This window comes from Streptomyces sp. NPDC030814 (assembly GCF_055572155.1).
In genome coordinates this window covers 14,709-29,408 of sequence record NZ_JBVIDX010000014.1, presented here as the reverse complement: position 1 = coordinate 29,408, position 14,700 = coordinate 14,709, and the positions used below count along the sequence as shown (strand labels likewise).

Sequence of the window (14,700 nt, the reverse complement as noted above, 5' to 3'; positions counted from 1 at the left end):
GGATGTCCACCGCCGAGTGCCCCGCCGGGAGCGGTCGAAGCGACCGGGGGGCCCGGTTCCTTCCGGCCCCCGTCAAGCCCCTCGCCCCCAGGCTCGCCCGGGGGTTCCTCATCATCGCCGCCATCGGTGCGCTCGGTGCCGACATGCACCACGTGTGCGCCATGCCGGACCGCCTCAGGGAACGCACGGACCAGCAGATCGTCCAGGGTCACCAGTCGCGGACGGAGGCGCGTGCCGGGCGGGGCCGGCACCCGGCGCGGGACGAGTCCGCGTCAACGGTGACCGCCGCCCGCGGGGTCGTCCGCCTGTCGACGGAGACCCCGTTCCTCCTCGGAGGTCTTCCGCCGTCGGCGACGCTGTCGCGTGATCGGGACGGGGTCGAGCCACCCCTGCCGGTGCCGGGCCGAGCCGTACGGGCCGTTGTGGACCGCCTGCCGAACGGCGGCCATCTGCTGACCGCCCGGTCGACGGCCTCCGTCGAGACGACCGTGTGGACACTCGTGGGGATCGGGACCGCCACCGGCATTCCGCTGATCCTCGCGCTGGCTCTGGGGGCCGTGTGGAACAGTCGCCGAACACTCGCCTCCATGTCCGAGATTTCGGCCAACGCCCGCCGCATCGCGGACGGCAGCGAGGAAATCTCGGAATGCGTGTCGGTGGCGACGCAACCGCCGCGCGAGCTGCGGAGCGCCGTCGAGACGTACAACTACCTGTTGCGGCGCGTCGAGGAGGCCTCCCTGCGCCGCCGACAGGAGGAGAGCAGACTGTGCGATCTCGTCGACGCAGCCAGTCATGAACTGCGCACCCCCCTCACCACCATCTCCGGGTTCACGGAACTGGCCCTGATCAGGGGGCTGGACGACCCGCGCCGGCTGGACGAGGCGATGGGGCACGTCCAGCGGGAGACGCGACGTCTGAACAGCCTCGTCGAGGACATGCTGCTGCTGGCCCGGCTGGGGCACGGCGGCACGCTCGAGCAGTGTCCGGTGGACCTGGCCCAGCTCTGCCTGCAGGCGGTGAACCGTGCCCAGAGCCCCGGCACTGCGCGCACGCTGCGGTGCGTGGTGGGGTCCTTTCCCCACTGGGTGGAGGGCGACCGGCGAAGACTTGAGCAAGCGATCGACAGTCTGCTCTCCAACGTACTGAACCACACCCCCGAGGAGACCTCGGCGCAACTCAGGCTGGAGCTGGACGGTGACCGCCATGTCATCGATGTCATCGACGACGGGCCGGGGGTCGCGGAAACCGTGCGGGACCGGATCTTCGAGCCGTTCTTCCGCGCGCCGAGCTCCGCTGCGACGGATCCGGAACTGCCTCGACGTCCGGGACGCGGACTGGGGTTGAGCGTGGCGGCGGCGGTGGTGACCGCTCATGGCGGTTCCATCGGTCTAGAACCCTCCGAGCGGGGCGCGTGGTTCCGGGTCAGCCTGCCCGCCACCGAGGGACTCGCCCCCGAGTCATCGAAGACGCTGCCATGAGCCACAACGGCGCCCTACGGTTCCGCCCATGCGCCCGACCGGTGCCGCGCACCCAGTGCCCCGGCAGGCGACGTTCGCCCCGTCGCGACGCCCGGCACGCCCTCTCGGCCCACCGGCCGAAAGCACGAATGCGTCCAGTACGAGGACTTCCGGCCGGTACGCCTGGAGCACGCACCGGACGCCGCTCCTTCACGGGCAAACGTCGCATGCCTCGAAACTAGGGATTCACCTATATTCCCCGGCGGGAGGGTGTCGAGCCCGCACCCGCTCCATGCGGCCCGGCTGTGAGGCGGAAGTGGACGCTCGTGTGCCGCGTGCGGCGGCGCTGCCCGGGCGGTTCGACAGCCGTTGATCAGTGCTTATCTCACGGCGCCCGCGGTGCCGCCGGCCGGCGGTGAAGCCCGCCCGGGCGGCCGGCCCACCACGCGTCGCCCGCCTGGGCCTCGGGACCGCCAGTGCTCCCGATCGGCGGCGCACCCGGGCGGCCTGTCCGGTTCCGCCCCTGCCCACCTGGCACGACCGTCCTGTCGACATCCACGGCACGCCGAGAGGTCCTCGGCGCCCAAGACTTGCCGACCAGAGAGGGCCCTTGGGTATCGTGCCGCCAAGCAAGGCCTGTTCTCGTCACGTTGGCGCGGATCACCCTGATCGGGCGGTGAGGTGTATCTCCGGCAGACCAGCGAGGAGACCGCGATGTCGGCGCCTCGCCCTGTGAACTCGGCTTGGGTTCCGCACGGAGGTGCGGCAGTCGGGGTCCTGTCCCTCGCGGTCCTCCTCTTCGCCCTGTCCGCCGGGCCGACGCCGGGCGGGGGACCACCACCGCCGGTCAGGCCGACCACGACGTACACGACGGCCCTCCGCCCGGTCGCCGCCGCCGGCGGCGACCGGGTGGCAGTGATCCGCAGCGGCAAACACCAAAGGGCGACGATGGGACCGTCCGTGTCCCTGCGGGCTCCCCGTTCACAGGCGATGTTCAAGCTGGTGTTGCTCCTGCTGCCACTGCTGGCGGCGATCGGGCTCAGCGCCCGACTACGCAGGGACCGCGAGCACCGGCGCAAGTCCGAGCAGCGCGTGATGGCGTTCGTGGCGACCGCGTGCCACGAGTTACGCACTCCGCTCACCGCCATCTCCGGCTACGTCCAGCTGGCCCGGCTGGGCGGACTGGCCGATCTGGAGAAGTTCGACCTGGTCATGGACCGTATGACCGACGAGACCCGCCGGATGTCCGCGCTTTTGGACGAGTTGATGCTCCTCGCCAGGCTGGACCTCGGCCAGCCACTGGCCAGCGAGCCCGTCAACCTCGCGCAGTTGTGCCGGGATGCGGTGGCCGACGCCCAGGCCTGTTCCCCGCACCACCCCATCCGGCTCACGATCCTCCCGGGGACCCACGCGGTCATCGGCGACCGGGACCGTCTCTACCAGGCGGTCGCCAACCTGCTGGCGAACGTGCGCCATCACACGCCTGGTGGCACGCGCACGGCCCTCGGGTTGGGCACCGAGGACGGTTACCGGGTGATCGAGGTCATAGACGACGGGCCGGGCATCCCCGTCGAGTTGCGCCGCTCGGCCTTCGAGCGGTTCGTCCACGGCGGGCGGGCGGCGGCCCAGGCGCCGGCCGCGGACTCGGGCGGCGGCAACGGTCTCGGGCTGAGCGTCGTGGCCGCCATCGTCCGCGCGCACGGCGGGACGGTCTCACTGGAACCCGGCCACCGGGGCGCGTGGTTCCGCATCCGACTGCCCGCCTGAGCCGGTCAGGTCAGGCTCCACCGCCGAATTCCCGGCCACGCAGACGGGTCCGGCGCGGGTCGGAACGCGTCACCTGCTTGAGGAAAGAGCCCCGGTCGGGCCGCCCGGGTACCGGATATTCCGTACACACAATCCCAAAGCCATCCACCCGCGACATTGACTTAAAAAGTCTAGTTGATTCCCTAACGGGTCTGCTTTCTTGGTCACTGCATCTCACATGTCACGCATGCGGACAGTGAGCATCGGCTACAATCCAGATCATTGTGCGCACAATTGTCAATCGAGAACAGGACGCTGAAAGCCGCTTACAAAGCGGTGAGCGCGTTACGCCCTTCACCCCCGGGCCACCGTGACGCCCAGCCTCCCCATGCGGTTGCGCCCATCACACGACTCCGCTCCCCTCTCCCCTCGTCCCGCACAGAACATTCGGTGGCCCCGTGAACCTCACCTCGGCCATACCGGCCCCTCGATCACTGCGCGGGGGTGCTCTCACCCCCGCTGATCCCCTCCTGGTGGGCAGATCCACCTTGCTCTCCGCGCTGATCGGCCACATCCCCCGGCCAGACTCCGGACCGCCCCCCGGCGTGATGCTCACCGGACCGGCCGGAATCGGCCGCAGCACGCTGCTGGCAGCCTTCTGCGGCCTCGCGGGGCCCTCGACGTCCGTGCTGCGGGCCGACCCCCCCGACGGCACGTGGCGCCAAGTGACCGGTGACGTGCAAGGTGTGTCGTCGCTCGCCCGACTGCCTTCAACAAACGGTACTTTGACGTGTCATCAGTTGCACGAGGCGGTGGTGGGGCTCTGCCGGCGCGGCCCCGTGGTGCTGGCCATGGACGACGCCCACCTGCCCCGTCCGCAGTCGCTGCGCGCACTCGACTACGTCCTGCGCAGATCCGTCGGACTGCCCCTGCTGCCCGTGATCACGGTGCCCCACGTCCCCGAGCCGCCGGACCTCACCTCCCTGCTCACCCACCACACCTGGACCGCATGGGAGTTGAGGCCCCTCACCGGCTCCGAGATCGCCCAACTGCTCGCCCAGAGTCTGGGACACGAACCCTCCACCGCCCTGCTGCGCTCGTGCCAGGAGCAGTCCGGGGGCATACCCTCGGCAATCCACGCGTTCGTCGCCCGGTACACCGGCACATCCGGCGCGAAGGGCGAGGAGTCGGGAACGGATCGCACGACGTCGCGAAGCGCCGGGCCGCTGCCCTCATCCGCCTCCGCCGTCCTGTCCGCGGTGGCCGTACTCGGATGTGCGGAACCGGAGTTGGTCAGCGAACTGATCCGGGTGCCGCTGCCGACCGTCCGACGGGCTCTGGACCATCTCGCCGAACGCCGGATCCTGCCGCTCGACTGTGCACGAGCCGGATCCGGCAGCCCCGCCGACGAATTACCGGCCGGTCTGTCGAGCGACGAGCTCATTCCCCTGTACGCCCGCGCCGCCCGGCTGCTGGAGGACGCGGGCCGGCCGCCGACCCAGGTGGCGCGCGTACTCCTGCAGATCCGGTACGGGGCCGCGCCGTGGATGTTGGAGGCCCTCTACAGCGCGGCCCTGGCCACCGACTCCCCGAGCGCCGCCGTACGGTACCTCTCCCACGCACTGGACATCGGCGCCGGGGCGAACGAGAACACCCGCACGCTGCGCCGGATCAGGGCCTTACTGGCCGACACCCTCAGCACCATCGAACCGGAACTGGCCGTCCACCACCTCAGCATGCTCCTGGCGAGCAGCACCGACGGACAGGAACTCGCCGAGCTCGCCCTGCGGTACGCCGACACGCTCGTCCTCCTCGGCCGAGGTGACGAGGCGGCCCTGCTGCTCGCCGAGGTGCTGGACCGTCGGCCCGGTTCCCCACAGGTCACCGTTCCGCAGGAGTCCCGCGCCAGTCTGGAATCCGCCCTGCTGCTCAGCGGAGCGCTGGATCCACGGACCATGCACTGGGTCAAGGAGCGACCCCGGACATCGAGCGAGCCGGGCGACCACAATCCTGGCAACCGTCGCCTGCGGCTGGCCCACGCCGCGCTGTCGGCGCTCAGCGGCCAGCCGCTGTCCGAGCACCCCGGCGTCACCGCCGTGGGCGCCCCCGGCACCTCGCTGGACGACCTTTCGCTGATCGCCTCCGCCATGGTCGCGAACCTCGCCGATGACAACACCACGGCGCTCGGCGCGCTCGACCGCCTTCTCGGCAACCCCCTGCGCGGGGAACTCGACCCCAGCCGGATCCATGCCCTCACGGTCCGGGCGCTGGTCCTGAGCGCCATGGGCGACCTGCCCGCGGCCGAACGGGACAGCCGGCAGGCCCTGGAACTCGAACGTCGACGCGGCGACAGCACCACCGTGACGTCCGCCGTCGTCTTCGCCTACGTCCTCGCCCAGCGCGGCACCACAGCCGCCGCCGCGCAAATCCTCTCCGAGATCGGCGGGGCCGACGTACGACGCCTGCCCTACGTCCAGCCCCTTCACTGGTGGGCGACGGCGGCCGTACGACGGGCCCACGGCGACCTGCGCGGCGCACTCGTAGCCCTCCGCGCCAGCGGCAGGGCACTGGGCCCGCAGAGCGCCGAGTCCCCGCTCGTGCTGCCGTGGTGGCTGGAGACCGCCGATTTACTGACGGAACTGGGCCGTCCGGCCGAGGCACAGCAGGTGGCCGCCCAGGGAGGCACAACGGTTTTCCGTTCCGACACCCCGCGCAGCGCCGGACTGACGCTACTGGCCCGCGGGTTGGCCACTCCGGGGCGCGCCGGGCACCGGCTTCTCGCCGACGCCTGCGCGCGACTGGCCGAATCCCCCGCGCGATTGTTGCGGGCACGCGCGGAGTACGCGCTGGGGGCCGCACTGCTCGACGCCGGCGACCCTCTGGCCGCCCGGCCCCGGCTACGGACCGCGCTGGACCTGATGCTCGGGTGCGGGGCCGGCAACGCCGCGACCGGCATCCGGCTCCGGCTCGCCGAGGCGGGCGGGCGGCCCCGTCAGCTCAGCGGCCGCCCGAACGACGCCTTGACGGCACGGGAGCGCAGAGTCGCCGCCCTGGCGATGGCCGGCCACTCCAACCGGGAGATAGCCGAGGCGCTCTACATCACCCGGCGTACGGTGGAACTGCACCTGACCCACGCCTATCAGAAACTCGGCGTGAGCGGCCGGGAGGATCTCGTGGGTGTCCTGCGGGCCACCTCCGGGACCCTCGCGCCCCGGGCCGGTGACAGGGAGCGATGAACACCACACCGGAGCGTCTGACCGCGTCCGCCAGCCCTTTCCTGCTCAAGCTCGCCGCCCTGGACGGCTTCACGCCACTGTACGGGCGGGAGGCCGAGCAAGCGGTACTGCTCCGTATGATGAACCGACTCGCCGTCGGACATTCCGGCGTGACCGTGATCCACGGTGTCCCGGGCTCCGGACGAAGTCGTCTGCTGCGACGTGGCATGGCCTTCGCCCGGGCCGCGGATGTACAGGTGCTGACCGCGCTGGGCACGGCCCCGTCCTCGCCCGCACCGTACTCCTTCGTGGAACAGCTTCGGCCCAGCCGCTCCCCGGTGGGCGGTGCCGCCCTAGCCGGAGAGCCGTCGGCGGAGAATTCCGTACAGGGGTGGTGCCGCTCCCTGATGGCAGCCGCGCACCGGCCGACGCTCATCGCCCTGGACGACGTCCAGTGGGCGGACCCGGAGTCGGTGCAGGTCGTCGCAGGACTGCTGCGGAGGTTGGCCGCGGCACCGCTCGGGGTACTGCTGACCGTCACCAGCGCCCACGGCGAGTTCCCCGACGCCTGCGCCGGACTCCTCGACCAGGCGGCGGCCTCCCCGGACAACCGAGGGCTGCTGCTGGGGCTCGGACCGCTCGGCGTGCCCGAGATCCAGGCGCTGTACACCGCGTCGGAGCTACCCGTCCCCTCGACGTCGGACGACGTCTGGTGGGACGGCGTCAGCCGTCTCACCGGAGGCAGTCCCTGGGTGATTCTGCGCTCCATGGACACGTTGCGCCGCGATCCCGCCCTGGTGTCCGCCGTCGGACTGTGGGCGGCGCTCTCCCAGGAGATCGAGGCCGCGCATCGGGATCGGGCGACGGAGTCCGCCGCCAAACTGCCCGAGCGTCCGCTTGCGCTGCTCCGCGGTCTGGCGGTCTGCCAGGGACTGGTACCGGTGGAGCGGGTCGCCGCTCTCGTGGAACTGGACGAAGCCGAAGTGGCGGGAGCCCTGAGGACGCTACAGGTGCAGGGCCTGACCGACGCCGGTGATCCACCACGGCTGAGGATGACGGGCTGTACCGCCGGTCTGCTGACCGGTTTGGCCGCCGAGGAGCGCAAGCGTCTGCATGCGGAGGCGGCCCGCTGGGCGCACCGCTGTGGCGCCGACGACGAGGCGCTGGCCGCCCTGCTGCTGAACACCGTGCCGCTGGGCGATCCCTGGGTGCCGCCGGTGCTGCGCCGTGCCGCCCACTCCCTGCTCGCGTGCGGCCGGCACGCCGAGGCGGCCGCGCTGCTGGAGCGGGCGTTGCGCGAACCGCTGAACCCGGTGGAGCGCGCGGAAGTGCTCCTGGAGGCCGCCGAGTCGTACACCATGACCGCGCCCGAGGCGGCGGAGCGCAGGATCGCGGAGTTGCTGTCCGGGACAGAGGTTCGTCCGCACATGCGCACGGCCGCCGAGGACCTCCTGGCCGCCAGGCGCGTCTGTCATGCCATGCTGCCGGTGTCGTCCGGGACGTCCGGCGCGGGGCCGACGCACACCCTCGGGAGGGAGGCCCTGAACCGGCCGACGGACGCCCCGCACCCCGGACCGTCCACGGCGACCGGTGCCCGGCCGACTGTCGACGGTGGGCCCGGCTCTCCTGTCAGCACGATCCGCCTCGCCGCGCAGGCATGGCGGCAGACGGTGCAGGGTCACGACGCGGCCGCGGTACGGGCGATGTGTCGGGAGGCCCTGCGGGCGCCGATCGACGAAGCACTGCTCCCCCGGTTCGCCGTCTGCTGCGCGTTGTCCGTCGCGGACGAGCATGACGCCGCGCGTGACGCGCTCGACGTTGCACTCGCAGCGGCCGGACGCCGCCCCAGCCCCGCGCTGGTGGTGTGGGGTCGCTTGCTGCGCGCCCAGCTCAGCCTTCAGGCCGGTGCCCCGGACACCGCCCTGCACGACCTCGCCTCCTGCCGTTCCCTGGCGTCGGCCGAGGTGTGGAATCCCACGTGGCTCTCACTTCTGCGGTCGTTGGAGATCCGCCTCCTGGTGGCGCGGGAGCGGTACGCGGAGGCCGACCGGCTGGCCCGCGAGGAGATCGCGCCCGAGGCCGAGGAGAGCGACACCGCGATCCATCTGCTCTACGCCCGCGCGCAGTTGTACCTCTGCCAGGGTCGTCCCCGGCAGGCCCTGGCGGAGGCCGAGGAGTGCGGGCGGCGCATGTCGGCTCGTGGGTGGACCAACCCGGGCCTGGTGGCCTGGCGCTCGCTGGCGGCCCTGGCCCACCAGGGCTGTGGTGCGAACGACCGGGCGGCGGAACTCTTCGCCGAGGAGTCACGGCTGGCCAGACGCTGGGGCACCGACTCCGCCCTGGCCTGGGCCGACCTGCGCCGTGGATTCGGCTCCCCGGCGCCTCAGGCGGCTCGGCTGACCGAACAAGCACTGCGCCAGCTGGGCCCCACGCCCGCGTCCCGGCGGTTTGTACAGACCGTGGTCGCCCGGGAGGCCGCCGGAGCGCGCTGCGGGGCGCGCTCCGAGGCCGCGTCACCCGGATCGGAGAACCAGTACGGCGGGACTCCGATGGGCCCATGATGCCGCGCACCTGACGTACCCCGTATTCAACCCCCCTCAAGCTTCATCACACCGCGCAAGGAGGCCGCTGGCATGCTGCTCGAGCGGCAGAACGAACTGAAGGTGGCGGCCGATGCCCTCCGGCGCGCCGCACACGGCAACGGATCCATGGTCGTGATCAGCGGACCACCGGGGATCGGCAAGTCGGCGGTCCTGTCGGAGATCGCCGAACTCGCCGTGCACCTGTCCAACGGCCCGACGACGGGGGCGGCTGCGCTGCCCCGGCCCCTGGTGATGCGTGCCTACGCCGCCCCCGCGGAACGCTCCTTCGCTCTCGGTGTCACCCGGCAGCTGCTGGAACCCGTCGTCAAGTCCGGTACTTCGGTGGGCAGATGGGGCTCGGGGCCGGCACGGCCCGCACTGGCCTTCCTCCAGGGCGATCCGGAGTCGCCCCGGCAGCACACCACGACGACGGTGCGGGCCCTGCTGTCCCTGGTGGAGAACATGAGCCAGGACCGCACTCCGGTCCTCCTCATCGATGATCTGCACTGGGCGGACGAGGCCACCCTGAACTGGCTGGACCTGCTGGTGCAGCAAGTGACCCACCGAAGAATCCTGGTCGCTGCGACGGTCTGCGAGGGAGAGCCCGCGGCGGAGCCGCCCGGGCTCCTTCCGGTCGCCGCCGCCGAACACACGCTGTTCCCGGCCCCGCTCGGCGCGGCGTCCGTCGACGCGCTGATCCTGCAACGCCTGGGTGTACCGGGCGACGCGGAGTTCACGGCTGTCTGTCACGACGCCACTCGCGGGAATCCGCTGCACCTCGTGTCGCTGCTCCAGGAATGCCAGTCCCGTGGCATCGCCCCGGTGGCGGCCGGGGCCGCCGAGGTGGCCACACTGGTGCCACCGGCGTTGCGTCGGCGGCTGATGCTGAGTCTTCAGGAACAGCCGGCGTCCGTCCTGGCCGTAGCGCGGGCGTTGCATGTTCTCGGTGACGGTGCCGACCCGCAGGTTGTGGGCGAACTGGCCGGACTGGACCGGGTGGACCGGGAGGCCGGTCTCCGGCGGCTGCGCCGGCTGACGCTGGTCGTACGTGACGGCTCCGCACTGAGGCTGGCGCACCGTGCGGTGCACCAGGTGATCGAGGACGGCATGCCGCCGGTCGAGGGCAACCGCCTGCACCTGAGTGCCGCCGCGCTGCTGCGCTACCGGGGCAGCACGCCCGAGCGCGTGGCCGGCCATCTCCTCGCCACCACCGTGCCGTTGGACGACGAGTCGGTGGTGGCGCTGCGCCAAGCCGCCGAAGCCGCCGTGCGACGCGGAGCCCCGGAAACGGCGGCACGTTATCTGCGCCGGGCGCTGCTCGACACCCCGCCGCACAGCGAGGTGCGAGCAGTGCTGCTGGTGGAACTGGCAACCGCTGAACGCAGCTTCGCGCCCTCGGTGGCCGTCCGGCACATCACCCAGGCGCTCCCGCTGTTGTCCGACGCCCGCGCCCGCGCCGAGGCGCTGCTGACCCTCACCCCGGTGGCCACGGGTGCCACACTGCTGTCGGTCCAGGACGCGCTGCGGCAGACGGCACGGGAACTGGCCGCCGCAGAGGTGCCGCCGGCCGACCGCCGTCCGCTGGAGCTGCGCCTGGAGGCCCGGCTTCAACATCTCTGCGCTCTCGATCCGTCAGTGATCGCGTCGGCCGCGGACCGGCTGGCCGAGCTGGGCACACGAGCGTCGATGACAGACCCGGGGCAGCGGGAGCTGCTGATGGCGCTGACGTCCACCGCGACGGTCTCCGCCACGCTGCCCGCCGCTCAGGTGAGTGCGCTCGCAGGCCGGGTCATGGAACACGAGCCGGCGCGCGCGGCCCATGTACACACCATGCTGCCGCTGGTGGTACCGGCCGCGGTCGCCGCTGACTCGGTCACGGGACTGATGTCCTGGCTGGACACCGCCCTGACCGACGCGGAACGTCGGGGCGGCCGGCTGGAGCAGTCGGTGGTGCTCAGCGAACAGGCGCTGGTCCTGCTCGCCCAGGGCAGGCTGACGGCCGCGCGGGAACGAGCGGTGCGGGCCCTCGCTGTGTCCGGACCCGAGGAGGCGAGCACGCTCTCGCTCATCGCTTCGGCCATGGTGGCGCTGCGGACCCGCGAGCCGGAGCTGGTCGAGGCGCTGCCGGAGCGGATCCGCGGGGTGCACGAGAACTGTGTGCTCGCCGGACTGCGCACCATGGTGCGCGGTGCGCAGGCGGAGCGGCGGCATGAACCGGGCATGGCCGTGGAGCACTTCCTCGACGCCGAATACGCCCTCGATCGGGCGGGTTGGCGCAATCCGGTGCTGGCACCCGCGGCGTACTGGGCGGCTCGCACACTGCACCGCATGGGCGAGTCCGAGCGTGCCGAGCAGGTGTCCGAGCGGCACCTGGAGCGGGCCAGGGCATGGGGTGCTCCGTCGTGCCTCGGCCGCGCCCTGGCGCTCCACGCCGCGGTGACGGGCGGGTCCTCGGCGTCCAGATGGCTGCGGGAGGCTGCCGGGGTGCTGGAGCAATCCGGCGATCCGCTCACGCGGGCGTCGGTCCTGCTGCGGCTCGCGGAGGCGGTGGCACCGCGTCATGCCGCGGAGGCGGAGGCGGCACTGCGCACGTCGTACGAGCTGGCCGTGGAGTGCGGAGCCTCGTGGATCGGGGCCCGCGCCCAGGAGATGCTGGGACCCGGGGCGGTCGGTGTTCCGACCCGAGGACAGCTGACCTCGACCGAGCGGATGGTGGCGCTGATGGCCGTGGAGGGTCTGACGAACCAGGCCATCGCCGATGCTCTCGGGGTCTCCCGGCGGGCCGTGGAGAAGCATCTGACGAACTGCTACCGCAAGATGTCGACCTCCGGCCGTTCCGGGCTGGCGAGTGCACTCGAGGACGCGGGCCTGTTCCGGACGGGGGACGCGTCGACTCCGCCCGCGGAACCGATCCGCCCTCAGGGAGCGGCCTGACGGCGGGGCGGGTTCGAGGTCGGTGGGCGAGCGGAAACGGATCGCAGCGCCGGTCAGACGGCGCGCGGCGCGGTCAGAGCGGTGAAGTGCTCGTCGAGCACCTTCAGCACCTCCGCGGCGCGGCTGTCGAGGTAGAAGTGGCCGCCGGAGAAGACACGCAGGTCGAAGTCGGCGGTGGTGTGCTTCTCCCAGTCCCGGGCCTCGTCGATCGAGGTCTTGGGGTCGCTGTCGCCGACCAGCGCGGTGACCGGGCAGCCGACTGTGGCGCCCGGAGCGCACCGGTAGGTCTCCACGGCCCGGTAGTCGCCGCGCAGCGCCGGCAGGATCATGCGGATCAGTTCCTCGTCCTCCAGCAACCGGTTGTCGGTGCCGCTCATCGATCTGATCTCACTGATGATGCCGTCGTCGTCGCGGAGGTGGACGTTCTCGTCGCGTTGGCGGGAGGGAGCACGCCGACCCGAGGCGAACAGCCGTACCGGACCGCTGCCCTCGTCCTCGAACCGCCGGGCGACCTCGAAGGCGACGAGCGCGCCCATGCTGTGTCCGAAGAAGGTCAGTGGACGGTCGTCCCGGCCGCGCAGCACCTCGTGCACCTGGTCCGCGAGCGTACCGATGTCGTCGATCAGCGGCTCGTTGCGCCGGTCCTGACGTCCGGGGTACTGCACGGCGACGACATCGACGCTCGGGCTGAGCGCGGTGGCGACGGGGCGGTAGTAGCTGGCCGAGCCGCCGGCGTGGGGGAAGCAGACCAGGCGGTGTGCGGCGTCGGGGGCCGGGGCGAACCGTCGGCACCACAGTTCGTCTACGGGGGAGAAACTCACGCTGTTCGTCCGTCCTGTATCAGCGGGTATCGGTGGGCTGGATCACCGGCGTGGTCCCACCAGTGTGCCGCCACTATCCGGCACCGCCGGGCCGTGACGGCGGTGGCGGCCCGAAGTCTGGGCGTTTCCCCTGTCCTTGGGCCTGGAGGGTGGCCGCGCGTTGTGCGGCGGGACAACACGGTGGCATAAAGCTGAGCACCGGACGCGTTCCCGAGGCTCCGGACCCCCAGCAAGGAGTTCCCATGCCCACCACCACGGTTCCACGGCCCGCCCCGGGCCAAGCTCGGAAGCGGTGAGCCAGGTCACGGGCGGCAGGCTCTTCGCAGTCAGTGACCTGCACGTCGCCTATGAGAAGAACCGTGCCGTGGTACAGGGGTTGCGCCCGTCCGATCCCTCCGACTGGCTGATCGTCGCCGGTGACATCGGGGAGCTGACGGCCGATGTCGAGTGGGTGCTGCGGCTGCTCGCCGAGCGGTTCGCGACCGTTGTGTGGGTGCCGGGCAACCACGAGCTGTGGACGCACCCCGACGACCCGGTGACCCTGCGCGGTGAGGCCCGCTATCACAGCCTGGTCGAACTGTGCCGTTCGCTGGGGGTGCTGACCCCCGAGGACCCCTACGTCCAGTGGCCGGGACCCGACGGGCCGGTGGTGATCGCGCCCCTGTTCCTGCTGTACGACTACTCGTTCCTGCCGCCGGGTGCCACCGGCACCGCCGATGCGCTGGCCCGGGCGGAGAAGGCCGGCGTGGTGGCCACCGACGAGTTCCTCCTGCACAGCGACCCGTATCCGGATCGGGCGGCCTGGTGCCGGGCACGGCTGGCGTACACGCGAGAGCGGCTGGACAGCTGTCCGCCCGACCTGCCGACCGTGCTGGTGAACCACTTCCCGCTGGTGCGCGAACCCACCCGCATCCTGCGGTACCCGGAGTTCGCGCTGTGGTGCGGGACCACCGCCACCCACGACTGGCACCGACGCTACCGGGCGGCCACCGTCGTCTACGGCCACCTGCACATCCCGCGCACCACCTGGCACGACGGGGTACCACACCGCGAGGTGTCGCTGGGCTACCCGCGCGAGTGGCAGGCCCACGGCATGCCCGATCCGCTGCTGCGCGAGATCCTGCCCCGGCGAGGTGCACGGTGACGTCGCTGATGCGCCGGCTGCTGCCGGACACCGTCGAGGTGACCGAGGTGCGCGGTGAGTTGACCGCACCGCCGCTGTTCCCGGAGGAGGAGGCGGTGGTGGCGCGGGCCGTCGACAAGCGCCGGCGCGAGTTCGCCACCGGCCGGCGGTGCGCCCGTCTGGCGCTGGCCGCGCTGGGGCTGCCCGCCGAGCCGCTGCTGCCCGGCCCGCAGGGAGAACCCCGCTGGCCCGCCGCGGTGGTCGGTGCGATGTCCCACTGCGACGGCTACCGGGCGGCGGCGGTCGCCCGCGCCACCGATCTGGCGGCGCTCGGCATCGACGCCGAGACCGCGGCTCGGCTGCCGGACGGCGTCCTGGAGGCGGTGTCGCTGCCCGAGGAGCGTGCCGACCTCGCCCGGCTGGGGCGAAGGGCACCGCACGTGCCCTGGGACCGGCTGCTGTTCAGTGCGAAGGAGTCGGTGTACAAGGTGTGGTTCCCGCTCGCCCGCCGACCGCTCGGGTTCGAGGACGCCCGGCTGCGCTTCACCTGGGAGCGCGACCTCGCGGGTGCGGCGTGTGGCACGTTCGAGGTCGGACTGCTGGTGCCGGTGCCGCCCGAGTTCGCCGGTCCGGTCGGTGGTGCCGGGCTCACCGGCCGATGGCTGGTGACGGAGGGGCTGGTACTGACCGCGCTGGCACCCGTCGTGCGCGGCGCGGGTGGCGGGTCGGACTCCTTCGAGCCGGCCGCCCGGGCCGTGTCCGGCGCGCCGAGCAGGTGGCCGTCCGCACCCGGAGGGGAGGGCCTCCCCCATGCCTTCTGAC

General features: G+C 72.1%; 8 protein-coding genes. 7 read left to right on the top strand and 1 reads right to left on the bottom strand.

What is annotated here, in order from left to right:
• The first annotated feature begins 2 nt into the window (after positions 1 to 2).
• From ACZ43N_RS26775 to ACZ43N_RS26755, 5 genes are all read left to right on the top strand, one after another.
• Entirely contained in the window at positions 3 to 1,478 is a 1,476-nt protein-coding gene (locus ACZ43N_RS26775) for a sensor histidine kinase (protein ID WP_468101001.1), read from the top strand.
• A 693-nt stretch (positions 1,479 to 2,171) separates the two neighbouring features.
• Positions 2,172 to 3,224, top strand: coding sequence for a sensor histidine kinase (locus ACZ43N_RS26770; RefSeq protein ID WP_468100999.1), 1,053 nt, complete (start codon positions 2,172 to 2,174; stop codon positions 3,222 to 3,224).
• Between the two features lie 512 nt (positions 3,225 to 3,736).
• On the top strand, positions 3,737 to 6,439 hold the full coding sequence (locus ACZ43N_RS26765) for a helix-turn-helix transcriptional regulator (protein ID WP_468100998.1): 2,703 nt from the start codon (positions 3,737 to 3,739) through the stop codon (positions 6,437 to 6,439).
• Entirely contained in the window at positions 6,436 to 8,979 is a 2,544-nt protein-coding gene (locus ACZ43N_RS26760; protein WP_468100997.1) for an AAA family ATPase, read from the top strand. The genes ACZ43N_RS26765 and ACZ43N_RS26760 overlap by 4 nt, the downstream gene beginning before the upstream one ends.
• A 72-nt stretch (positions 8,980 to 9,051) precedes the next feature.
• Positions 9,052 to 11,934 (top strand): ATP-binding protein, encoded by a 2,883-nt coding sequence (locus tag ACZ43N_RS26755; protein WP_468100996.1) that lies wholly within the window; start codon positions 9,052 to 9,054, stop codon positions 11,932 to 11,934.
• A gap of 53 nt (positions 11,935 to 11,987) precedes the next feature.
• Here ACZ43N_RS26755 and ACZ43N_RS26750 read toward each other — a convergent pair whose 3' ends face one another.
• On the bottom strand, positions 11,988 to 12,755 hold the full coding sequence (locus tag ACZ43N_RS26750; RefSeq protein WP_468100995.1) for a thioesterase II family protein: 768 nt from the start codon (positions 12,753 to 12,755) through the stop codon (positions 11,988 to 11,990).
• A 292-nt stretch (positions 12,756 to 13,047) separates the two neighbouring features.
• Here ACZ43N_RS26750 and ACZ43N_RS26745 point away from each other — a divergent pair, with 292 nt between their 5' ends.
• Complete coding sequence (locus ACZ43N_RS26745; RefSeq protein ID WP_468100994.1) at positions 13,048 to 13,899, top strand: metallophosphoesterase family protein; 852 nt, start codon at positions 13,048 to 13,050, stop codon at positions 13,897 to 13,899.
• On the top strand, positions 13,896 to 14,699 hold the full coding sequence (locus ACZ43N_RS26740; protein ID WP_468100993.1) for a 4'-phosphopantetheinyl transferase family protein: 804 nt from the start codon (positions 13,896 to 13,898) through the stop codon (positions 14,697 to 14,699). The genes ACZ43N_RS26745 and ACZ43N_RS26740 overlap by 4 nt, the downstream gene beginning before the upstream one ends.
• Position 14,700: the final 1 nt, after the last annotated feature.

Bases quoted from the DNA above. Each gene is read 5' to 3' on its own strand.
- ACZ43N_RS26775 (WP_468101001.1), top strand. From the start codon at position 3: ATGTCCACCGCCGAGTGCCCCGCCGGGAGCGGTCGAAGCGACCGGGGG.
- ACZ43N_RS26770 (WP_468100999.1), top strand. From the start codon at position 2,172: ATGTCGGCGCCTCGCCCTGTGAACTCGGCTTGGGTTCCGCACGGAGGT.
- ACZ43N_RS26760 (WP_468100997.1), top strand. From the start codon at position 6,436: ATGAACACCACACCGGAGCGTCTGACCGCGTCCGCCAGCCCTTTCCTG.
- ACZ43N_RS26755 (WP_468100996.1), top strand. From the start codon at position 9,052: ATGCTGCTCGAGCGGCAGAACGAACTGAAGGTGGCGGCCGATGCCCTC.